We start from the raw sequence: 22,760 nt of genomic DNA, 5'->3' as shown, positions 1-22,760 counted from the left end.
GTCCTTGGGGGGAGTCAGTCCACGTTGACCGCTTGCCACAGCTGGCTTGCGGCGTTCGTGTCCGTCGTCTGTACGAGCTGGGCGCCTGCTGTCGTGGACGAGCCGGACACCGCGAGCAGCTTGCCGCTGTTCACATTCTTGATCTTGTAGTAGCCGTTTCCGGTGGCGACGAGGGTCCAGTGCTGGCTGGCGGCATTGTTGTCGGTCGCCTGGACGATGGACGCGCCGTCCGCGGTGGTGGCACCGCTGACGTCCATGAGCAGAGCGCTGTTCCGGCTGACGATCTCGTAGCTGCCGTCACCCACCGGGACGAAGCGCCAGTTCTGGTTCACGGCTCCGGTGTCGTTCCACTGGAGGATGTTGGCTCCGGCGGTCATCGACGCACCTGAGACATCGATCGCCTTGGCGCTGTTCTTGTTGAGCAACTTGTAGTTGGCGTTCGTGGAGGGGAACGCGATGGAGGCGAACGCGTCCAGCGCGCAGACGGTGTTGGACGAGGAAGCGTTCTTCGTGCCGGTGCACACGACCTTGATGGTGTGGGGGCCCGCGGCGAGGTCCGTCTTCTCGAACAGGGGCACCTGCTTCGTCACTGTCGAGGCGTAGGCGTCGATGCCCGCCTGGGCGAGGGTGCCGTCGAGGTAGACGTCGACCTTGCCCATGTTCGGCTGCTTCATGCTGAGGTACCGGACGCCGGAGCCGGTGAACGCGTACTCGGCGTAGTTGCCCGCGGTGCCCGTGTACTTCTCGGACCCGTTCAGGTCCTTCGTGTCGTTCCAGTTCGACCACGTGCCGGAGTAGGTCACGCCGGCCGCCTTGTCGTCGACGTGGTTCCAGCGCTGCCGCACAAGCGCCTTCGACGCGGCGGACGCGTTCCCCTGGGCGTCCACGACGTAGAGGCGGTAGTCGCCCGCCGTCTGCGGGACGCTGATGCTCGTCGAGGTGCCGCTCGCGCTGGTCTTGGTGGGACCGGCGGCGAACGTCGTCGTACCGGAGGGAGCCAGCCAGAGGGTCTTGGTCCCGTCTCCGGGGCTTCGCACCGGAATGGTCGTCACGCCCTTGCCGGTGAACGTGCTGGCGGGCAGCACGTAGTCCTGAAGCGCCAGATCGCTGGACGGGACGATGTCCTTGTAGGCGTCCTCCAGACCCGCGTTCACGGCGATGCTGTAGGCCTGCGACGGCCACACATCGTCCGCGTACGCGCGCACGTCCTGGATGGTGCTGTTCGGGACGCTCTTGTCCCAGATCTTGTTGACGGTGCCGTAGGTGTTGGTGATGTTCAGGTCGTGCTGGCGGCCCCACGTGCCGGAGTGGATGGTGGACGTCACGTCCTTGTCGACGGCGAGCACGTTGTCGTGGAAGTTGAGGTAGGCGGAGCCTTCATCGGGGTGGAGTCCGTACTTCTTGCCGGCCGGAACGCCCTGGATGTAGTTGTCGCTGATCTCGGTGCCCGGCTGGTTGCCCAGCGTGTAGATGGGAGCGGAGTCGTCGAGCACCTGCATCGTGTCGAGGATCTGGTTGTACTTGATGGTGTTGTTCTTCGCCGTGGTGGTCGGGTTCCCGGGATTGATGGAGTTCGTCGAGCCGTCGAAGTTCCACCACCCCCAGCCGAGCGTGATGCCCGCCCACGGGGACTTCTCGATCCGGTTGTGCTGCACGGAAAGGGAATCGGCGAAGTACGCCGACACCGGGCTGGACGCCTCGAACAACACCGCGCTGTCGTAGAGGTAGTTGTCCGTGATCGATATGTTCTTGCAGACTCCCTCGACGTTCACCGGGTACTTCTCGTGGTTGGTCGACGTGTAGTCCCCGATGTACACGTGCTGCGGGTGTCCCACGGTGATGGCGGACCCGGCGATGTCATTCGTGACGTTGCCGGTCAACTGTGTGTCCGTCACGTCGTTGGCCAGGGTGATCCCGTCGGCGCCGATGTGCTGGACCGTGTTGCGCTGCAGGACGATCCTGTCGGCGTTCTCGATCTGGATGATCCCCGGCGGCAGGTCGACGTTGCGGTAGGTGTACGCGTGGAAGTTCTTCCTCGCGTACACGGTCGAGATGGTGTTGCCCTGCTGGCTCTGCCGGAAGACGGAGCCCGCGACGTTGACCAGGTTCCAGTCGGAGTGCTCGACCGTGAGCCCGGAGAACGTGATGTTCCGCGCGTGGTCGGTCCTGGAGGTACCGGCGATCTTGAGGAGAGTGGACACGCTTTTCGGCGCGAAGACCTTCGCCGTGGTCATGTCCTCGGAGCTGGACTTGTAGTAGTACAGCGCGTGATTCGTCTTGTCGAAGTAGAATTCGCCCGGCTTGTCCAGGAACTCGTACGCGTTCATGAACGTATGACTGCCGCCGGCCTTGAACGGGCCGTACGCCGCTGCCTGGGCGATGGCCGCGCCCGGCTGCTGGAACAGGGCCACGCGGTTGGCACCGTCCGAGCTCGTGGTGATCTGACGGACCCCCACGATGGCCGTGGTCCAGGTCGTCGCCGACTTGATCTCGACGTCGTCCTGGTTGGCGGCGACGGCGGGCAGGTCCGAGAGGCTGTACTTGGATCCGTCGCACTGCGACCCCGACTCCCAGGCCCAGGGAGCCTGGCCGGCTGTGACGGTGTAGGTCCCGTAGCATCCGGCCGAGTTGATCGTCTTGGAGGCCATCTGGGCGCGCTTGCCGTTGACGTAGAGCGCGCGGAGCTTGTTGTCGCGGTTGAGCGTGGCTTTCCAGATGTTCCCGCTGTGCTGGGTCCAGCCGGTCACCTGAACGCCTCCGTCCAGGACCGGCTTCTCGTTCTGGTAGGCGGCGTAGACGACATGGTGGCCGTTCGTCCCGGAGTCGGCCGACGTGAAGTTGATGGTGCTGCTCACCGGGTAGTTGCCGCCCCGGAGATAGACGTTGATGTCCCCGGTCATGTTGTTGTTCACCGTGCGCACGACGTCTCGTGCGTGCTGCAGGGTCTTGAACGGCGCGGTGATCGTCCCGGCGTTGGCGTCGTCGCCGTTGGGGGCGACGTAGTAGGTCGCCTGGGTCGCGGCCGAGGCCGGGGTCGGCGTCGTAAGGGATGCCAGCAGCAGCGCGGAGAGAGCCGTCGCCAGCGCTGCTGACACGGTGCGGGTGGTGGAAGTGACGGGTTTCAACGTTTCCCCCTCCTGCTGGTGCGGACGGTAGGGAAGGCGTTCATGTGGCGGCTCCGGGGGTGTTGTCAGTGCGGTTGACGTGGATCTTCAGCGTCCGGCCCTTGAGCGTTCCGAGGGCACAGGAGCGTCGGTGAGCGGCACAACCTCGCGGATCGGGGGGTGACTTCGCAGCGACAGGAGCGGTGCGAGCTTCCGTCAGGGACGCGGCGTGGGAGCCTGCCCGGCACGGGCAGCCCTCGGAGGAACTGATCGCAGCGCGGCGGTGCCCCGCGTGATGGTGATGCGGCACCACCACGCGGGGCCGGTTGCGGGATCCGCCAACGGTCACTCAGATCCGCTTCGTCAGCTCACGGAGAACTGGCTGAACTTCGCGGTGCCGGGTGCTCCGCCGTGAGCCGTGAAGAACACCCCCGCGTCCTCGGTGCTGTGGGCACCGGTCAGCGTCGCGGTGCCCACCGTGGTCCAGGTGGTGCCGTTGGCGGAGTAGGAGCCGGTGACCGAGTCGCCGCTCCTGACCAGGCGGAGCCAGACCGGGGCGATGGCGGTGCTGCCGGTCTTGGTGGTGTTGGAGTCGAGGTAGCCGTCACTGTTGGAGTCCCACGACATCGTGACGCCCTGGCCCGGCGTGGCGGCGAGGACGAGGTATCCGGTGGAGGAGCCGGTGCCGGTGATGTCGTTGCGCAGCATCAGGCCGGCCTTGCCCCAGACATTGGTGTTGTCCTGGCTGTCGACATGGACGGTGACGGTCGACGACGTTCCCGCCGCGGCGGACTGGTAGGCCGCGGAGTAGTCGTCGTCGTGTAGCGCGCTCGTGGCCCATGTGTCGATGCCCGCGTTGGTCAGGGAGGTCACTCCCTGGCTCTGGCCCACCGCGGCCGGGATGGAGCCGTAGGCCTTGAAGGGCGAGGTGACGATCCGCAGGTTACTGAAGGCCGCGCTACCGACGGTGGTGCTGTGGGCGCTGTGGATGACACCGGCGTCCTGGGTGGCGGCCATGGACGGCAGGGTGACCGCCGAGCCGATCTGCGTGAAGCTGGATCCGTCGGTGGAGTAGAAGGCGGACACCTGGGTGGCCGTGCGGGTGAGACGCACCCACACCGGCGCCTTGACCGTCGAGGAGGTACACGACATCTGGTCCAGGTAGCCGTCCGCGGTGGAGTCCCACTGGAAGCACACGCCGTGGCTGGGGGTCGCCGTGGCGACCGCGTAGCCGGGCGAGGAGCCGTTGCCGGTGAGGCTGTTGCGCAGGACGACGCCCGCCTTGGCCCAGGCGTTGGTGTTGTCGATGTTGTCGACGCGCGCGGTCACCGAGGTGCCGGCGGCAGCGGAGTGCGCCAGGTAGGCGGTGCCGTAGGCGTCGTCGTGCTGTCCGCCCGCACCCCAGATGTCGGCTCCCGCGTCGGTGACGGTGAAGCGGCTGCCGCTCTGGCCGGTCAGGCCGGGAGTGGAGGAATAGCCGCTGTAGGGGGCCGTGACAGGGTCGGTGGTCAGGGGCCGGTACTGGGGCTGGATGCCCGCGTTGTCCATGACTGTGCGGGCGCCGGAGGGCCAGTTGCCGTCGGAGACGACCACCGTGCCGCTCACCACATCACCGCGGCCACCGTTGAAGACGTTGGTCGAGGACGTGGTCGACCAGTTGTCCTGGAGGGTGAGGGCACCGGTGTTGTTGGTGGAATTGCCGTTCTGGTTGGCCCACCGGCCCACGTTACGGAAGACGTTGTTGGTGTCCGTGAAGTTCCTGGACCCCTCGTCGTGGTAGAAGCCGTGGTAGTTGTTGTTGCTGTGGCAGTAGTTGCGTTCGAAGGTGCTGCCGGGCGACGCCGACAGGGTGTACATGCAGCCGCCGTCGTTCATCTGCTGCATGATGTCGTGGATGTAGTTGTCGGTGATGTGGTTGTTCGCGGCGGTGGTGGGGGTCGTGTAGACGGGCTGGTAGTCGTACAGGCCGCGGTTCACGTAGTCCTGGCTGCCGCCCGGGTCGTTGACGCCCCAGCCGTAACCGATGGTCAGCCCCGAGTAGGGCAGGTTGTACACCTCGTTGTGCGACACCGTGGCGCCGTTGACGTAGGTGGCCAGGATGGCCGACATGTCCCGGTAGTCGATCGCCACGTCGTGAATGACGTTGTTGCTCAGGGTGATGTTCTTGTTGGTCATCCGGCTGTCACTGGGGTGATGCGCGTCCGCCTGGAGCCCGCCGACGACGATGCCTCCGCCGGCGTCCTGGGTGAAGACGTTGCCGGTGGCGGTGACGGTGTCGGCACCGAGGCCGACACCGGTGGCGTGGGCGTTGGCGTCCTGGCCGATGCCGAGGCCCACCTGCCCGAGCTGGGTGAACCGGTTGCCGGTGAAGGTGATGTGGTCGGCGGCCGAGACCTGGACGGCGGCCGGCATCTGGTCCCAGTGGGGGCGGGTCGCCTCGAAGAGCGGGCAGCCGCTCTGGCAGGAGGTCAGCGCGTCGGAGGGACGGTCCCAGGTACCTTTGAGGTACGCGCCGGTCTGCTGGCTGGCGTAGCCGTCAGTGCTGGGGCCCAGCCAGCTGGTGCCCGAGAACTTCAGACCCGAGAACGCGATGTGGGTGGCGGGAGAGGCGTAGCTTCCCCCGACGTCGACGAGCGACTGCAGCTTCGGCACCTCGACGTCCGCGGTGCTCATGTTCTGCCCGGCGAGCGGCTTGTAGTACAGGGTGCCGGAGCTCGTGTCGAGGTACCACTCGCCGCCCGTGTCGAGGAGTTCGTAGGCGTTCTCGATGTAGAGCGGTGCGGACCGGAAGGGTTTGGTCAGGGTGTCGTAGCCGAAGGTGTTGTCGTCCCAGGACGGCTGGTTCATGGTGATGGTGCCGTTGCTGATGCCGGACACCGGGGCGTAGCGGTCGGTGAAGGATCCGATGCCGTGGATCTCGGTGCGGCTCGCGGCGGCCAGGCTGTTGAGGTAGTTCAGCGCGGTGTTGGTGAAGGTGTAGCCGGTGGTGGTCGCGGTCAGGTCGGCGCGGTTGATCGAGGAGCGGGCCCTGGTCGCCAGGACGCCGTCGACGTACAGCTGCCGGGTGTCGAACCCGGTCCCGACGTTGGCCTGCCAGATGTTCTTCGCCGAGTCGTGCAGCGTCCAGCCCGTGGCCTTCTGCGCGCCGGTGATGACCGGACGGGCGCCCAGCGCGGCCTTCCAGATCACCGAGTTACCGCCGGTGCCGGAGTCCGCCGCGGTGAAGGTGAGGGGGTTCGTCAGCCGGTACGTGCCGTCGGCGACCTCCACGACGATGTCGCCCGTCATGGAACTGTTCATGGCCCGGACGTTGGTCTTGGCCTGGGTGAGGGAGCACGGCTGGCTGGTCGAGCAGGCGGTGCCGGTGCCGTTGGGGGACACATGGAGTGTCGCGGCAGTGGCGGCGGACGCAGGCACGGCTTGCGCGACGACAGCTCCGGCAGAGGCGGCGAGGAGCGCGAGTGCGGCCAGACATGGTCTGAGCCGGTCACGCACTGCGGGGCGGAAGCGGGTTGGGCGCATCTGGGACCTTCCGATGGTGCACGAGGGCACGCGCCGGCGTCCTCCCCTCATGGGAATACAGCCCGGCGGTGTTTTCGGGGGTGATACGGCGACGTAACGTTAGTCGTCATACGTATGTCGTCAAGATGTGCGGCAGAAATGGATCCGCACCGCAAAAGGAACCCGCCCCCGGCCTGACGGCTCGGGGGCGGGTTCCGGCGCACGAACGGGGCGCGGGATGCGCTCAGTTGGTGAGATCCGGGTGCGGGGTACGGCGGCGGCTCCAGGCCGCTTCGATATGGGCCGTCATGGCCTGCGCCGCGCCCTGGGGGTCGCGGGCCAGCAGCCGCTCGGTGATCCGGCGGTGTTCGGCGTTCGCCTGCTCGCACGCGTGGCCGTCGGGAGTGCCGGTGTACAGGAACGTACTGCGGGCCTGGGTGTGGACGGTCCGGATGATGGAACGACCCAGCCCGTTCCGGGACGCCTGCATGATCCGGTCATGGAAGAGCACATCGGTCTCGACGAACCGGGCGGGAGTGGCGATCTCCTCGTCGAGACGGCCGAGCAGCCGTTCCACCTCCCGGAGATCGTCATCGGTGGCGAGTTCGGCGGCCTGGGCCGCCATCTGTGCTTCAAGGGCCGAACGCACGCCGACAAGCTGGTCCAGCACGACGAGTTCGTCGTCGTGCTGCACGGTGGCCGCCAGCACGACGGGATCCAGGAGATTCCACTCCTCGGACTGGGTGACCGTGGTGCCGGAACCCTGCCGGGCCCGAACCAGCCCCTTGGCCTCCAGCGACTTGACCGCCTCGCGGATCGTGATGCGGCTGACGCCGAACGTCTCGCACAGTTCGGGTTCGACCGGCAGGGTGGAGCCCGATGGAATGGCACCCGAGATAATGCTGTCGGTGAGGGACTCCACCACCGCATGGGCCAGCCGCGCCGGGCGCTTGGGCCAGGGTTTCAGGGCCGACGGATCCTCGACGCCGCTTCGACCGCTCTTCGCCATATGGCCCCCTCACCGGTGTGGACGATCGCTGAGTCTACCGCTCCGAGCGCCTTGACAGCATTCGTATGACGACTTACGTTACATGAAAATTTCGCAGCAGTAGCTGCCCACTGCAAGGGGTAACGACAGTGCGCATTGCCGACGTGGAGAGCTATCCGGTCCGGGTTCCCGGCGCCAGTCCGCCGTTCGTCTGGCGTGACGGGCTGCTGGGCAGCCCGCCGGACGGCGAGGCCGCGGTGCTGCGCATCTACACCGACGAAGGGGTCGAGGGCATCGCGATGGCCCCCCGCCGGGGCAGCGCCGTCATCCTGGCGGACCTGCTGGACCGCTTCCTGCGCAAGGAACTCGTGGGCCAGGACCCGCTGCAGCGGGAATGGCTGTGGCACCGCATGTGGGAGCTGGACCGCACCGAGGAGCTGCCCCTCTACCTGCTCGGCCTCGTCGACACCGCGCTGTGGGACCTGGCCGGCAGGCTGGCGGACCGGCCCACCTGGCAGATGCTGGGCGGTTTCCGCACCTCGATCCCCGCCTACGCCTCGACCGTCACCTACTCCTCGGTGGAGGAGTACCTGGACATCGCCGACCAGGCCCTGGAGCTCGGATACCCTGCCATCAAGCTCCACGCCTGGGGCGACGCACGCCGCGACGCCCGGCTGTCGGTGGCCCTGCGGGAACACGTGGGGGACGCGATCCCCCTGATGTTCGACGGGTCCGCCGGATTCGACCTCCCCGACGCGATCTACCTCGGACACGCCTTGTCCGACGCGGATTACCTCTGGTATGAGGAGCCGATGCGGGAGTTCAGCATCACCGCGTACAAACGCCTCTCCGACGCGGTGGCGGTGCCCCTGCTGGTGGCCGAGACCTCCGACGGGGCCCACATGAACTCGGCCGACTTCATCCAGGCCGGCGCCGCCACCTTCGGCGTCCGCGCCTCCACCCAACTGCGCGGCGGCTTCACCGGCGCCATGCGCACCGCCCACCTCGCCGACGCCTACCGGCTGCGCGCCGAGGTGCACGGTCCGGAAATCCCCAACCGACACCTGTGCATGGCCATCTCGAACACCACCTACTACGAGTCCCTGGTCATGGGTAATCCCATCAGCCGCGAGAGCGGCATCGACGCCCAAGGACTCGTCCACGCCCCCACCGGGCCCGGCGTGGCGCTGCCCGCCGGTCTGGACTACCCACCCGTCCTTCAGCAGTTTGTCGACAAGGAGACCTTGACGCCGCCGAAGGCCTGATCCGCCCAGTCCACCCCACTCTCACGATCGCCCCGTACCCGCCCCTCCACGCCTTCGGTACCTGATCCCTCCACACCTCTCCTCTCCGGTGCTTGAGCCGACAACCCGCGGATCTCCGCAGAACGCTGACATGAGGTCAGTCATGAACAGCGACGTTCCCGTCACCTCCCGCCGCCAGGTCAGACGCGTTGCCGGTGCGGCCCTGGGCGCCGTCTCTCCCCTCTCGCGCTCGCCGCCTGCGGCAGCGCGGACCCCGCAACCGCCGGGGCGTCCTCCTCCCCGGCGACCTTCAAGACGACTTCGAGGCCGACATGGCCGCGATCGGCACCGACGCGACCACCCAGGCCTGGTGGAAGCTCACCGACCCCCCTGCCAAGAGGCCTGGGCCGATACCGGCACCCCGCGCCGCTGGTCCGACCAGACCGAGATCTGGCATCTGCACCCATCGCAAGGAAACACCCAGTGAAACTTCTACGAGTCGGCGCGCCCGGCGAGGAGCGTCCCGCAGTCCGCACCGAGGACGGCCGGCTGCTGGACCTGTCCCCCGTGACCTCCGACATCGACGGCGCCTTTCTCGCCTCCGACGGTGTCGACCGGGCCCGGGCGGAGGTCGCGGCGGGAAGTCTGCCCGAGCTGAGCCCGGACGGTCTGCGGATCGGTGCCCCTCTCGCCCGCCCCGGCAAGATCGTCTGCGTCGGCCTGAACTACCGCGACCACGCCGCCGAGACCGGCCTTGCGATCCCCGAGCGCCCGGTGGTGTTCATGAAGGACCCCGGCACGGTGATCGGCCCGTACGACGAGGTGCTGATCCCCCGCGGCTCAGTGAAGACCGACTGGGAGGTCGAACTGGCGGTCGTCATCGGACGACGGGCCCGCTACCTCGACGGACCCGAGGTCGCGCGGGACGTGATCGCAGGGTACGCGATCAGCCATGACGTCTCGGAGCGGGAGTTCCAGCTGGAGTACTCCTCGCAGTGGGACCTGGGCAAGTCCTGCGAGACGTTCAACCCGCTCGGACCGTGGCTGGTGACCGCCGACGAGGTGGGCGACCCGCAGGACCTTGCTCTGCACCTGAGCGTCAACGGCGTGAAGCGGCAGGAGGGCCACACCAGCGACATGATCTTCTCGGTCGACCACATCGTGTCGTACCTGAGCCAGTACATGGTCCTGGAGCCGGGTGACGTGATCAACACCGGTACTCCGGCGGGCGTGGCCCTCGGCCTCCCGGGCACCCCCTATCTCCGCCCCGGCGACAGCGTCGAGCTCTCCGTCGACCGCCTCGGCGCCCAGCGCCAGACCTTCGGCCAAGCGTGAAAGGCACCCCTGTGAGCAGCTTGCGGAGCTTGAGCGGCCTGTCAGGGCTGAAGGCAGTCGTCACCGGCGGCGCGTCCGGCATCGGGCTGGCCACGTCCCGGATGCTGGCCGAGCACGGCGCCACGGTGGCCGTCCTCGACCTCGACCCCTCCGGCGTCCCCGAGCCGCTGATCGCCATCAAGGCCGACCTCGGCGACGACGCCTCGGTGCGCCCGGCCGTGGCGGAGGCCGCCGAACGGCTCGGTGGCCTGGACATCCTCGTCAACAACGCGGCCATCGGCGCCGTCGGCACCGTCGAGGACAACCCCGACGAGGAATGGCACCGCGTCCTCGACATCAACGTCCTCGGGACGGTCCGCACCACCCGGGCCGCCCTGCCGTATCTGCGGCGCTCGTCGCACGCGGCGGTCGTCAACATCTGCTCGATCGGCGCCACCGCGGGCCTCCCGCAGCGCGCCCTGTACTGCGCCAGCAAGGGCGCGGTCCTGTCGCTGACCCTCGCCATGGCCGCCGACCACGTCCGCGAGGGCATCCGCGTCAATTGCGTCAACCCCGGCACCGCCGACACCCCCTGGGTGGGCCGGCTGCTGGACGCCGCCGACGACCCGGCAGCGGAGCGTGCCGCGCTCAACGCCCGCCAGCCCATGGGCCGTCTGGTCACCGCCGACGAGGTGGCAGCCGGCGTCGTCTACCTCGCGAGTCCCGCCGCGGCATCCGTCACCGGCACCGCGCTCGCGGTGGACGGCGGCATGCAGGGGCTGCGGCTGCGCCCGGGGGCCGGCTCATGAGAACGACCACGCTGGGCGGCACCGACGTCAGGGTCACCGAGCTGTCGTTCGGGGCCGCCGGCATCGGCAACCTCTTCCGCCCGGTCACCGACGAGGCCGCGTCCGCCGCGGTGGAGGCGGCCTGGGACGCGGGCATCCGCACCTTCGACACCGCCCCGCACTACGGACTCGGCCTGTCCGAGCGCCGCCTGGGTGCCGCGCTGCGCGGCCGGGACCGCGACACCTACACCGTCTCCACCAAGGTCGGAAGGCTGCTCGAACCCGACCCGGAGGGCGGCCGCGGCGACGATCTCGCCCAGGGCTTCGCCGTGCCCGACACGCACCGCCGCGTCTGGGACTTCAGCGCCGACGGCGTCCTGCGCTCGCTGGAATCGAGCCTGGACCGCCTCGGCCTGGACAGGGTGGACATCGCCCTGCTCCACGACCCCGACGACCACGCCGAGCAGGCCCTCACCGAGGCGTACCCGGCGCTGGAACGGCTGCGCGGTGAAGGCGTCGTCAAGGCGATCGGCCTCGGCGTCAATCAGTGCGCGCTCCCCGCCCGCTTCCTGCGCGAGACCGACATCGACGTGGTGCTGCTCGCCGGCCGCTACACCCTGCTGGAGCAGGAGGGGCTCGCGGAGGTACTGCCGGAGGCCACCGCCCGTGGCAGGAGTGTCATCGTCGGCGGGGTGTTCAACTCGGGTCTGCTCACCGACCCCAAGCCCGGGGCCATGTACGACTACGCGCCCACCCCGCCCCATGTACTGGACCGGGCGCTGCGCATGAAAGCGGTCGCCGACCGCCACGGCGTACCGCTGCGCGCAGCCGCTCTGCGCTTCCCGCTCGGCCATCCGGCGGTCGCGAGCGTGCTGTCCGGCGCGCGTGCCGCCAGGGAGGTCCGGGACACGGTGGACCAGATGCGGCGAACGGTACCGGCTGCGCTCTGGGACGAACTACGTGCCGAGGAGCTGCTGCCCCCGCATGTCCCCGTTCCCGCCGCCGCACCTCATTCGTGGGGGTGAGAAGACCGAAGGGCCCGTGCGGAAGCCGAAGCCGTTCGACTGCGAGAGGAACTCACGGATGTCAAGGGCAAGTTGGAGGCAGCGGACCGGTTGATCCGCGACGGGCAGTCGCAGTCCCACTGATCTTCAGTGTGTGAAGCCACAAGCACTCAAGAGGGACGGACTGTTATGAACTGCCCCCTCTTGTGGGGGCATCGAGCTTACGATCGCACGGAGACACAGAGGTCAGGGGGATGGGGGACGGGGGCACCCCTTCTCATCGCTCCGGGTCCGCAGTGAACTTCGCATGACCTTTCAGCATGCCGAGCAAGCACACCAACGATCCCTGACGGAGAACCTCTCGTGACCGGCCCGGACCTCGACGCTGTGCTGCCCTCCGAATTCCTCCTCACGGCGATGGCCGACTGCGGCCCGGACGATCCCGTCGTACGGCTTGCGGCGCAGCAGGTCCGGTCGGACCAGCCCCGATACGACCGCTCCGTCCTCGCCGAGGCGCTGTTGTGGGGCCCCCATGCCGAGGAGGCGCCCCCATGGCTTCTGGAGGCAGTCGTGGCGGCGGATCTGGAGGCCGAGAAGGAACCCTCCCGATTCGACCGTCGACCGGCCCTGGTCGCGCTCGCCCTCGGGCACCCATCGTGTCCGGCGTCCCTGCGGGACCAGACACTGAAGCGCTGCACTGCTGAGCAGTTGGCTCAGCTCGGGAGCCCACGCGCCGCTGAGCGGTTGGTCAGTGCGGTAGCCGATGAAGTGCGTGCCCGGGGCGGTACGCCGCCGCCCATGACTCCCGGACTGCTGGAGGACCCAACCCAGGCCCAGATCGTGTTCCGGCATGGCCCGCTGCACGACTCGGTGTTCGCGGGTGATCTGCTGGACGCGGCCGCGGCAGGAGAACCTTGGCCGAAGCCGCCGGGGAGCCGATGAGCGGCCAGGCACCGAGGAGCTGTGCCTTCGAGGACGGTGGCTTGGACGCGGGGGCCTTTGACGACTGTGTTTTCCCTTTGGCGCGTGGCTGTGCCGCCCCGCGGCCCTGTCTGCGGAGCGGCACAGAAGTTCGCGCTGCCATGGGTGTCCAACTGCAGTGAGTCAGCCGCCGTCGACGTAGGCACGTGCGGCGACCATGACGTCTTTGAAGCGCCCGTCGGCGATCACCGTGAGAGGGGCCTCGTCCTCGAGCTGGGGGTTCATCCCGATCATCCAGGCGCGTGCCGTGTAGAGGCTCTCGGCGTCCTGGATGAGTTGGAACACCTGCAGAGCCGCGCGCAGACGGTCTTCGGCTTCCTGGCGCGGTGCCGAATCACCCGAAGCCCACTTACCGACCTGTCGGGGATCGTTGATGTTTGTGATGCGAGCCGTCAGGCGCTGGCCGAGGTTGTCCTGTAGGAAACGGGCGATGTCCGCAATGGACATGCGTACAGTGGCGACGTGGGCTCGCTCGGCGCTTGCCGCACTCTTGGCGGCTGCAGGATTGTTGGCTGTGGTGGCCATGGCACTTCCTCCCTCGTGTTCTGACTGCACGCCTGGTCGGTGGCCGACTGGTCGCGTGTCAGGCAACGGGTGCAGGACCTGATTGCGGACAACTCGGCCTGCCGCACGTCCAATGGAGTGCAGATGCGGGCTCGGCGCCGCTGACTGATGTAACGCTTCTGATAGGTGGATCCGCGGGGAAGCGTGACCTCTGCGGACTACGACGGCGCTAAACGCCTGTGGTCAGCACCACTGCATGCCGGTCTCGGAGACAGATCCGGTGCTGGGCTGACTGAGGGGGTGCAGGCTGTGCAGGAGCTTGTTGCGACGCCAGTTGCTCGGCTGGCTGGCCTGCGGAGCGCCGTCAGGAGGTATCAGCGCGCTCGCAGGTGTGGCGATGGCGGCTGGTTGTAACTGGTGCCTGACCGTGTTCATGGTCCCTCCCCAATAGTTCATGAGTTAAGGCTACCCAGAATCCACCTCTAACTCCACCGTTTTTGCGCTAACTTCTGCTGCCTGAAGACCCGTCAAGATCAGTCCACTGAAGCGAGGTTGGGGCGCTGACGTGCGGCTTCGCCCTGTCCTGTTGCCTGATGGCGTCAGGTGGTGGCTGAGGTTTTCCTCCGTTCGGACTACGCGGGTTGGTGGAGGATTCAAGGTGGATGCGAGCGGGGGATGGCGAGTGTGCCTTCGCGGCGTCAGCGGATGGTGAGTCCGTACTCGTCGGCGACTTTCCGCAGTCCCTCCGTCTCCGGCCAGATCGGCTGCCTCTCCACCTCTTCCAGATCGACATCGCTGAAGATGGCCCAGCACTGGCGCATCCCGAAGCGGGAGCGGTAGGCGATCCCGTGGATCAGCCGACCCTGTTGCGGGTCGCGCTGCGCGATCGCCCAGGCGGCGATCTGGCGGGTCACCCTGCGGTTCGTGCCCTGGATGTGATCGGCGGTCAGGTCGGTGTGGCGGAACTGCGCCAACTCTTCCTTGAGTTCTCTCGACAACGTGCGCAGCGTCTGCTCGTCGTCGACGTCTAAGAATCGCGCCTCCTTGGCCGGCTGTAACCGCACCAGGGTGTGCCGGGTGCGCCAGTCCTGGGGAAGGTGGCCGGGCCTCATGAAGTAGGGCTCGTTCCAGTCATCACCGATGAATTCACGCAGTTCGGGATCCACACGGAAAGGCGCCAGCGCCTCGGCGAAGCACCCGTCAAGATCGGAGGCGCAGTACAAGGTGCCGTAGCTCACCAGGCTCCACCGGTTGCCCCCCGAGCGGCTGTCGTCTTCCCGGCTGATCTTGTTGTACTTGCGTGGGTTCTCCGCCTTCCCCAGGCGCCACACCCCGCGTTCCGGTGCCGGTATGAGACTTGCCTCTAACGGTGTGCCCTCACTCATGGGCCGCTCCTCGCTCAGGTACGAACTTGCACGTGTGGGTTCTTGGGTCTGGCTCGTTGCTTGCCGTGTGCGCGGCAGGGACGGGCGTCGACACGTACTGCCGGATGTCCGGGTGTCTGAACACAGCCGAACGATCATTTTCTGCTGCTGGACAGACAAGAGCGACTGATCCTGCCGATCCCATGAGGGGCGCACGAAGGATTTGAGGGGGCGCACACCCTAATTCGGAGGCGACGGGTCCTCCAGGTCCAACTCGAGAACGGCGACTCCGGCCTCTCCCGCCATGGCGAGGATGACCTTGTTGACGGATTCGCTGGAGAGGCGCACCGACAGCGTGTGCACAGGATTTCCCGTGGCCAGCTGCAGGACACACCGAGACGTCGCCGCATCCCAGACCCGGATCGTGCCGTCCCGAGAGGAACTGGCGACGTAGGAGCGAGGGACATCAGCGGACGTTGTCCAGGTGGCGATGGCTTCGACGGCGGCTGTGTGCCCTCGAAGCCTTTCGCCGATGGGTGCGAGGGTACGCAGGTCCCACAGGCGCACCGTGTGGTCGTCCCCACCGCTGGCGAGGAAAGGCGGCAACGGGGAGGTGCCTGCGTTGATGGCCACGGCATTGATGATTCCCTGCCGACAGTAGAGAACGTGTCCGGGAGCATCGGCTGTGGCGTCCCACAGGCGCACCGTCCCGTCAGCACTGCCAGAAGCGAACCAGTCCGCCGTGACTCCGTCGGACGCCGCCTCTACGGTTCGGACCGTGTAGGGGTGCCGCCACAGCTGTAGCGGTCGTTCTCTGTCCAGGTCCCAGAGCCGGACGGTGAAATCGTCGCTGCTGATGGCCAATCGCCGTCCATCGCAGGCTGCGGTCGAGGCGAGGGCGCGTACGGGCTGGGAGTGCCCGTTGAGAAGGATGCCCGCGGCGGCACCGCGTACAGGGTCCCAGGACCGGATGCTGTGGTCGGATGCCGCCCAGAGGAGTATGCGCCGGCCCTCCTTCTCCGGCGCCCAGCTGAGGGCAGACGAGGCATGCTTCGAGTCCCTGCCGAACGAGCCGGTGACCGTCCCGGTGAGGGTGTCCCAGACCTGGGTCTGCGCGGTGCTGTAATTCACGGCCAGGTGCGGTGTAGCGCCGGACTCCGGGGTGATTGCCGCAGCTACGGCGGCGGGGGCTGTGGCGGTGCCCCGAAGCGCGTGGCGGATGGCATGCGTGTCCCAGAGCCGGACGGTGTTGTCCCGAGCGGTGGACGCGAGTCGGTCACTGTCGTCGGCCGAGATCGCGCGCAGGGCTGTCACGGCGTCCGTGTGTCCGGTGAGCTGACCGGCCCTGTGCCCGGTGTCCATGTCCCACACGTCGATCGTCGATCCTGAGCCGGCCGCGGCGAGCAGGTCCAAGCCGTCGATGCGCAACGCCGCCAGGGCGGTGATGGGTTCTCCCTCCCCTCGGAAGGTGGCTTGGGGGCCCGAGGCCGTATCCCACAGGGTGATGGAGCCGTCGCTGTGGCCGGTTGCGACCCGGCCCGGCACGGTCGTGTCAGTCAGGCACCTGACCGGAGCGCCCACAGGGTACTCATGCAGTAACCGATGATCCGCGGTGTCCCACACTTTCAGCGTGCGCCCGGCACCGAGCAGCAGCTTCCGACCGCCGGGGCCGACAACGAGGCCCAGCGCGAACGCGGCGCGTTCCAATGGGTGAGCGCTCAGGTCGGCCAGGTGCTGTTCCTCCGAGTGCTCGCGCCAGAGTTTCACCGCGCCGGCACCGTTGACCGCTGCCACAGTCAACGTCCCCGCGTCGTCGCGGTATCCGGTGACAGCAGAGGTCCAGGTACGCCCCCCGAACGCCATATGGTCAAGCAGCGTTCCTCGGACCGTGTCCCAGACACGTACCGTGCCATCGGCGCTGCCGGAGACAAGCGCTCCACCGCCGGTGGAGTGCGCCACGAAGAACAGGCAGCGCACGTCTCCGTCGTGCGCGGGAATCCGATCCCCGACAGGTGTACCGGCAGCCGTGTCGACGAGCTCGATGCCGCCCGACTCGCCGCCCACAGCCAGCAGTTCAGCACCACCAGGGCCTTCGGCCGCGGCCAGCGACAGACTGCGACGGCTGAGTGTCGCGAGCACGTTGGAGGGCGGTGCCCATTGCGACCAGAGGACACACAGCCGGGAGCCCGCGAACTCGGCGGCCTCCGGAGGCAGGCCTTGACGAGGAACGCCGGGAAACCGCAAGGCCGTGTAGGCCAGATGCAGACTCGAGCAGCGGGAGGGGAGATCTGCTTCCTGGACGTAGGGCTCGATGGCAGCCCACGCGGTGAGCCATGCCCGGTCCGTTCGGTGGGCGTGCGGGAGACCGAGAAGTCCCCGGACCCCGTCGCCGGCGACCCACGGCAGCAGGCCAGGCGGCACGTGGCTGTCGTCCAGGGCCTCGCCGAGCGCGGCATGGTGAGCCAGATGCCGGGTCAGATAGGGGTGCGGAACGGTTACTGCATCAGGCTTGACCAAACGTGCCAGTGTCGCCGCGATGCGTGCATGGGCCTGCTGCTCGCCGGTTTGGGCGCTCCTTGGCCGCTCATCCGGATTCATCCAAGGCCCTCTTCATCTCGTGCGGCGGCTGAGGCCACTGGCGCAGCATCACCCCGAGTTGCTCGTGGGCGGGTCGGTACACAACGTGGTCATCCTCGACGTCATGCGTGAGATACCCGGCGAGCCGGCCTTCGAGCAGCCGCCGGATCTTCTCGTCGGCGTGATCGATACGAGCCTGCAGCAGCGCTGAGGCCACGGCCGGCCACACCTGGGCCCACGGCATCCCGCGCCCCAGTCCGAAGGCGGTGGCGCGCAGCAGCGCGAGCGCCTCCTCCCGGTTCAGGCCGTCATCGCCGACCTGGTTGAGATCTTGCTCGAACAGGCCCACGGTGCCTCGGTCGAGCCGTGAGAGCCACAGCTGGTCGCCGAGCAGTGTGACTCCGTCGCCGCGACGTAACTGTTCGGCGGCCAAGCGGGCGTCCAGGAAGGACCGCCCCACCTGACGTGCCACCCGCTCCGCTGCCGAGGCGATCACCTTCGGGTCGGTGCCCCAGCGCGCCCCGGCCAACAGAGCCGTCACGTAGGCAGCGATATCTGTCTGCACCCCCTCTCCATCCGTGCGCACCACCTGCGCTGCCGGGAAGAAAAGCCGGAGTTCCTGCAACAGCCCTCGCAGGCCGGTGGCGACGGCCGCCACCGGGGTGCCTGGGCTCGTGCTGCGGACCCCGATAAGGAGACGCAGGCCGCTCGGGCCAGAGGGCGGTTCGGCCGACGTGGAGTCGGCAGCCTGCGCGGGGATGGAGATGCTGTCCGCAATACCGGGCCCGCCGGCATAGGCGGCGAGAGGCACGAGAACATCTCGGATGCAGGCACCAGCATCCGGGGATTCGTCGAGACCGTCGACGACCACCGTGACCGTGCCCTTCTGACGGGTCGTGAAGAAGGTGTGCAGCCCTTCCTGCCATTGCCGCAGAGCGTCTGCCGCAGGTTGCGTGCGGTCCCGCTCACCGCCCAGTCGGGTACCGATGGCTTCGATCAGGCTCAGCGGCCCGCGGTTGCGGGCCGACACCGCCACGTGGATCGAGCCTTCGTCCGGGACGGTGTCCGCGGGCGCCTTGCTCACCGCCTCTGCGTAGCGAGGTGACGCCCGGAAGGCGGAATCGCTGAGCGTGACTGCCCGGGCCAGCACCGCGGATTTCCCACTGGCGGCGGTGCCGGTCACGATGAGGACGCCCGCGGGACCTTCGACGAAGCTGGTCAGTCGGCGGTTGAGTTCCTGGCGGCCGGAGAAGTACCAGCCGGGATCGTCACGGCTGGCGCGGCCGCTGGCGCGGTCCAGCCAGTACTCCAGTTCCTCGGGCGTGGCCGCGACTTCCTCTCTGGCTTCTGTGACCACCTGCGGTTTGGGCCGGTAGCCGGGGTTGGGCAGGGTGGGGATCGGGGCGCCGAGCTTGCCCTGGAGCACAGTTCGGGGACCCGCGAGTGAAAGATCTCGTTCTTCGTTGAGTCGCTCGGTGGCCTGCTCGAGGGCCTGCATGAATTCGGAGATCGACAGGTACGGACGGGCGATTCCTGCCGCGTCCTGAAACCACTCGAAGGCCATGCGCAGCACGACGGCGAACTCGCGGCCCAGCACCGGGGAACGGGCCGCGGTTGTCGCCACGACGTTCAGCGCCCTCCCCCGGGTACCTGGACGGGCAAGGTCGCGGGCCAGGTCCCTGAGCTCTACGTCGATGCCCTCCGCCTCACAGGCGTTGACGATGACGAGTACGTGGCGGGCCGGCGAGTCGAGAGCCGCAACGACGACCTCGTTCGTCGGCATGCCCGTCGCCAGCAGCCGGTCGGTGTCCGTGCCGGGCAGGAGCAGGAAGTGTCTGGTGGATGTGCCGACAGCGCCATGTGACGTGATGTACAGGACCAGCGCCTCGTCCTCGGCCGCCTCTCGGATGCCGGAGCTGTGCAAGAAGCGCTCCACATCGTGACGTTCCTCCGGCGCACGCAGAACGGTCTGGACGAACCCTTCCTCAGGTGCCGGTCCTGCCTTCCACCACGCAGTCACGACCGACAGCTGTTCCTCGATCGCCTTGGCGAACTCGGGGTCTCCGTCCTCCACCGTCACGATGACCAGTGAGCCCGCGGCCGGCCCTGAGCCCTCTTCACCCTTTGACGGATTGGCCTGCCCGACCAAGCCAATCTCCCCGTGCTCCCCCTGCATGTTCTCTATTGTTCACAGCCATGAATCGCCATGGGCCAGAACCTGCGAACTCCTCCGCCGCATCAGCTGTGACCACCGACATCACCCAGGACGCCGTGGTCATCGTCCCGGGCATCATGGGCAGTGAGCTCTACGACACCGTCACCCAGAAGACCGTCTGGGGCTTATCCGGCGTGTCGTGGCTCTTGAAGGCATGGACACGGCCCAAGGGCCTCGAGCCGCTACGCCTGACTCCGGAAGAGCTGGAGGGCAAGACCACCCGGATCAGGCCCACTCAACTGATGCGCCACTCATCCTGGACTCCCTACCTCCAGGGGTTCGAGCCCTACACCAAGCTGATCAACGCTGTCGAAGGCTGCGTCGCCGATCCAGTCGCCGTCCTGGAGTTCGCCTACGACTGGCGCCTGCCTGTCGCCGTCAACGGCCGTCTGCTGGCCGAGGCCGCCCGCCGCCACCTGACCGCCTGGCGACTGCATCCTGCTCATGACGCCGCTCGGCGCAACCGTGTCGACGAGCGTCCCGCACGCCTTGTCTTCGTCGCCCACTCCATGGGAGGCCTCGTCACCCGGGCGGCCCTTGATGCCACACACGACGGCGCCCTGGCCGAGGACACCCGCGCCGTACTCACGCTTGGTACGCCCTTCTACGGTGCGGTGAAAGCAACCGCGATCCTCAACACCGGGCGCGGTGCCCCAGTCCCGCTGCCGCACCGGCAACTGCAATCCATCTCAGCCACCATGCCGGGCCTTCATGACCTTCTTCCGCACTATGCCTGCCTCATCGACGGGAAGGATGTCCGTCGCCTCACCCCCAGTGATGTGACGGGCATCGGCGGTAGCGCCGATCTCGCCCAGGCAGCAGTCGAGTTCCAAGAAAAGCAAGCCAACGTGAGGCTGCCCGGGCACTGGGCGGTGGCCGGCACCAGCCAGGCCACCATGCAAAGTCTCACTATCCGCGACGGCGTGGTTCACCCGCATCACCACGGAGTCCGCCAGCACACCAGTGGTGGATTCATCCGGGACTCGCGCGGCGACCTGAGGTTCTATGACGTCAAGGGCGACGGAACCGTGTACAAGGATTCCGCAGCCGTCGGACCCGCGGTCACGCCACTTCCCCTACAGCATGGAGCTGTTGCCTCCGATCGCGTCGCGCTCAAGGCCGTAGCGGAAATACTGCGGGACGACGAACACTTGGGCCCGCCTCAGGGTGCGCCCGGCTGCGGACTGGACGTTCCCGATCTGGTGGAAGTCGGAACCCCTTGGAACATCACGCTCAGCGGTGTGGATTCCCTGGCCGGTCTTCGGTGCGAAATAGCCGACGTTGCGGGTCAGAACTCGCAGGTCCTCAAGGCTGGCTGGGGCGACGGACATATCAAGGCCAGGGCCACCGTGAATGCTCCTGGCCTGTACCGTGTCACCGTTCGCTCCATTGACGGCCACGCCATCACCCAACTTGTACTGGCCGGCGAAGTCAGCACCATGCGGGAAGTGGAATAAGAGTCGACCTCGGGAATCAACGTGCCAGTCTGCAAGCACGCCACGGGCGACCAATTCTGATCAAATTCTCGACCGCCCGCGGTAGCAGCGAGATTGTTGCTAAGAGCATCATGGTGCGCTTTTTCGGCGTTCTCGCCATTTGCACTGCGATGTACAGGCAGAGAACTTCCGTGTCGTCGTTGGAGAGGTGCCGATCTCGTCCGCGATGGCGTGCCGGTCTCGGCTGCGAGGTCCTTGACGGCGGCGCTCCGGGAGCCTTCAAGCCGACAAGAACGTGCTCGGCTTCACGTCGCTACGCGTCCCTTCCAGAAGACCGACCGGGCAACTGACCCCGGCCACGACGGGCGCCGTACCCGGCGGTGCCCGCCACCGGTGTTCTCCCGGGACCGGGGCCCGGGGAGGGGCTCAGGTCCCGGGAGCAGGGGGTCATCCGGCGGTCAGAGTGGTCCACTTCTGGTTGGAGCCGCCGTTGCAGTCCCACAGCTGGAGTTGCGTGCCGTCGGCTGTGGAGGCGCCCGGAACGTCGAGGCAGCGGCCGGAGGAGGGGTTGCGGTAGCCGCCGTTGTAGGGCTGCCAGACCTGGTTGGCGCCGCCGTGGCAGGCCCAGATCTGCACCGTGGTGCCGTTGGCGGTGCCGGCGCCGGCGGCGTCGAGGCACTTGCCCATGGAGCGCAGGGTGCCGTCGGTGTAGGCGGACCAGAACTGGTTGGCACTGTCGCCGCAGCTCCAGGTCTGGACGGCGGTTCCGTCGGCGGTGCTGGCGCCGTTGACGTCCAGGCACTTGCCGGCGATGCCGGACTGTACGCGTGCGGCGGCGGGGGCGGGGTTCCTCAGCCACCCGGCGCTGTCCGCGGCCTGGATGCCGCGGTGGAAGGCGTCGGCCATCTTCTGGTAGCCCGCGTCGTTGGGATGCAGGGGGTCGGCCAGGTCGGCCGTGGTGAGGCTGCTCATGTCGACGTATGCGACGTGTTTGCCGGCGGCCTGTGCGTCGCTGACGATCTGGGGGATGGCCCTGTTGTACGTGCCCCGGTACTGCTCCTCCGAGCTGCTGGTGGACACGACCAGGGAGGCGACGAGGACGGTGGCGTCGGGGACGTCGGCGGTGATCTGGTTGACCAGCGCCCTCAGCCCGGCGATGGCGTCGTTGGCCTGGGAGGCCCCTTGGAGGTCGTTGGTGCCGATGTGCAGCGTCACGACGTTGGGCCGGTAGCGGGTCAGGGAGGCGTCGGCGAGGGCGGCGATCTGGTCGATGCGGTACCCGGAGTGGCCTTCGTTGTCGGGGTCGGACATCGAACCGCCCCGCAGCGTGCCGACGAAGTCCAGCGGATGCCCGTCCGCCGCGAGCTCGTTCCACAACGGACCCCGGTAGCCGTTGCCCGTACTGCTTCCCACCCCCCAGGTTATGGAGTCGCCCAACGGCATGACCCGCAAAGGCGTGTTCGAGGCGGCGGAGGCAGGTGCCACACCTGCTGCCGTCATCCCGAGCGCGGCAGTGACCAGCGTGATGAGGGGCAGGATCCAAGGCTTTCTCATGCAGGCGTCCTCTTCTGCGAGTGAGTGCTGAATCTGGGGGGCTGCTCGTCGTTTCGTGCCGGCAACTCGGCTGCTGTGTCGTCCCGTTGGCATCGGCGGCGACATGACGTACTGGCAGAACGGTGTGGTGGGGAACCGCTTGCGGGGTGAGCGCTGACAACACCGAGCCATCCGGCGTCCCGTCTG

General features: G+C 67.7%; 14 protein-coding genes. 6 read left to right on the top strand and 8 right to left on the bottom strand.

What is annotated here, in order from left to right:
* Positions 1–14: 14 nt before the first annotated feature.
* From ACYUED_RS18085 to ACYUED_RS18075, 3 genes are all read right to left on the bottom strand, one after another.
* A complete protein-coding gene (locus tag ACYUED_RS18085) occupies positions 15–3,125 on the bottom strand; it encodes an RICIN domain-containing protein (protein ID WP_491293311.1) in 3,111 nt (1,036 codons plus the stop codon).
* Between the two features lie 342 nt (positions 3,126–3,467).
* Positions 3,468–6,626, bottom strand: coding sequence for a DUF1349 domain-containing protein (locus ACYUED_RS18080; RefSeq protein ID WP_491293310.1), 3,159 nt, complete (start codon positions 6,624–6,626; stop codon positions 3,468–3,470).
* 223 nt (positions 6,627–6,849) lie between these two features.
* Positions 6,850–7,614, bottom strand: coding sequence for a FadR/GntR family transcriptional regulator (locus ACYUED_RS18075; RefSeq protein ID WP_491293309.1), 765 nt, complete (start codon positions 7,612–7,614; stop codon positions 6,850–6,852).
* A gap of 128 nt (positions 7,615–7,742) precedes the next feature.
* Here ACYUED_RS18075 and ACYUED_RS18070 point away from each other — a divergent pair, with 128 nt between their 5' ends.
* From ACYUED_RS18070 to ACYUED_RS18050, 5 genes are all read left to right on the top strand, one after another.
* Positions 7,743–8,858 carry an enolase C-terminal domain-like protein gene (locus tag ACYUED_RS18070; protein WP_491293308.1) on the top strand — a complete coding sequence of 372 codons (1,116 nt, stop codon included), beginning with the start codon at positions 7,743–7,745 and terminating at the stop codon, positions 8,856–8,858.
* A 462-nt stretch (positions 8,859–9,320) separates the two neighbouring features.
* Positions 9,321–10,172 carry a fumarylacetoacetate hydrolase family protein gene (locus tag ACYUED_RS18065; RefSeq protein ID WP_491293307.1) on the top strand — a complete coding sequence of 284 codons (852 nt, stop codon included), beginning with the start codon at positions 9,321–9,323 and terminating at the stop codon, positions 10,170–10,172.
* A gap of 29 nt (positions 10,173–10,201) precedes the next feature.
* Positions 10,202–10,960 carry an SDR family NAD(P)-dependent oxidoreductase gene (locus ACYUED_RS18060; RefSeq protein ID WP_491293306.1) on the top strand — a complete coding sequence of 253 codons (759 nt, stop codon included), beginning with the start codon at positions 10,202–10,204 and terminating at the stop codon, positions 10,958–10,960.
* Complete coding sequence (locus ACYUED_RS18055; RefSeq protein WP_491293305.1) at positions 10,957–11,964, top strand: aldo/keto reductase; 1,008 nt, start codon at positions 10,957–10,959, stop codon at positions 11,962–11,964. Before ACYUED_RS18060 ends, ACYUED_RS18055 begins: the two co-directional genes overlap by 4 nt.
* 342 nt (positions 11,965–12,306) lie before the next feature.
* Complete coding sequence (locus tag ACYUED_RS18050; RefSeq protein WP_491293304.1) at positions 12,307–12,885, top strand: hypothetical protein; 579 nt, start codon at positions 12,307–12,309, stop codon at positions 12,883–12,885.
* Between the two features lie 162 nt (positions 12,886–13,047).
* Here ACYUED_RS18050 and ACYUED_RS18045 read toward each other — a convergent pair whose 3' ends face one another.
* The 4 genes from ACYUED_RS18045 to ACYUED_RS18030 form a co-directional block, all read right to left on the bottom strand.
* The gene (locus ACYUED_RS18045) at positions 13,048–13,449 is read right to left on the bottom strand and encodes an XRE family transcriptional regulator (RefSeq protein WP_491293303.1); all 402 of its coding nucleotides are present in this window, start codon (positions 13,447–13,449) and stop codon (positions 13,048–13,050) included.
* A 677-nt stretch (positions 13,450–14,126) separates the two neighbouring features.
* On the bottom strand, positions 14,127–14,813 hold the full coding sequence (locus ACYUED_RS18040; protein ID WP_491293302.1) for an RES family NAD+ phosphorylase: 687 nt from the start codon (positions 14,811–14,813) through the stop codon (positions 14,127–14,129).
* A gap of 219 nt (positions 14,814–15,032) precedes the next feature.
* Positions 15,033–17,390: a WD40 repeat domain-containing protein gene (locus ACYUED_RS18035; RefSeq protein WP_491293301.1), complete on the bottom strand. Its 2,358-nt coding sequence runs from the start codon at positions 17,388–17,390 to the stop codon at positions 15,033–15,035.
* Entirely contained in the window at positions 17,377–19,545 is a 2,169-nt protein-coding gene (locus ACYUED_RS18030; protein WP_491293300.1) for a hypothetical protein, read from the bottom strand. The genes ACYUED_RS18035 and ACYUED_RS18030 overlap by 14 nt, the downstream gene beginning before the upstream one ends.
* Positions 19,546–19,613: 68 nt before the next feature.
* On the opposite strand from ACYUED_RS18030, the gene ACYUED_RS18025 reads away from it, so the two are divergent.
* Complete coding sequence (locus ACYUED_RS18025; RefSeq protein WP_491293299.1) at positions 19,614–21,041, top strand: esterase/lipase family protein; 1,428 nt, start codon at positions 19,614–19,616, stop codon at positions 21,039–21,041.
* 426 nt (positions 21,042–21,467) lie between these two features.
* On the opposite strand, the gene ACYUED_RS18020 is transcribed toward ACYUED_RS18025, so the two are convergent.
* Positions 21,468–22,574 carry a ricin-type beta-trefoil lectin domain protein gene (locus tag ACYUED_RS18020; protein WP_491293298.1) on the bottom strand — a complete coding sequence of 369 codons (1,107 nt, stop codon included), beginning with the start codon at positions 22,572–22,574 and terminating at the stop codon, positions 21,468–21,470.
* Positions 22,575–22,760 lie beyond the last annotated feature (186 nt).

The sequence above is a fragment of the Streptomyces sp. DF42 genome, assembly GCF_058267695.1.
This window is presented reverse-complemented; position numbering and strand designations above follow the sequence as displayed.

Excerpts from the sequence above, each read along its gene's own strand:
- ACYUED_RS18055 (WP_491293305.1), top strand. The coding sequence starts at position 10,957 with ATGAGAACGACCACGCTGGGCGGCACCGACGTCAGGGTCACCGAGCTG.
- ACYUED_RS18045 (WP_491293303.1), bottom strand. The coding sequence starts at position 13,449 with ATGGCCACCACAGCCAACAATCCTGCAGCCGCCAAGAGTGCGGCAAGC.
- ACYUED_RS18030 (WP_491293300.1), bottom strand. The coding sequence starts at position 19,545 with ATGCAGGGGGAGCACGGGGAGATTGGCTTGGTCGGGCAGGCCAATCCG.
- ACYUED_RS18080 (WP_491293310.1), bottom strand. The coding sequence starts at position 6,626 with ATGCGCCCAACCCGCTTCCGCCCCGCAGTGCGTGACCGGCTCAGACCA.
- ACYUED_RS18040 (WP_491293302.1), bottom strand. The coding sequence starts at position 14,813 with ATGAGTGAGGGCACACCGTTAGAGGCAAGTCTCATACCGGCACCGGAA.
- ACYUED_RS18020 (WP_491293298.1), bottom strand. The coding sequence starts at position 22,574 with ATGAGAAAGCCTTGGATCCTGCCCCTCATCACGCTGGTCACTGCCGCG.
- ACYUED_RS18075 (WP_491293309.1), bottom strand. The coding sequence starts at position 7,614 with ATGGCGAAGAGCGGTCGAAGCGGCGTCGAGGATCCGTCGGCCCTGAAA.
- ACYUED_RS18035 (WP_491293301.1), bottom strand. The coding sequence starts at position 17,390 with ATGAATCCGGATGAGCGGCCAAGGAGCGCCCAAACCGGCGAGCAGCAG.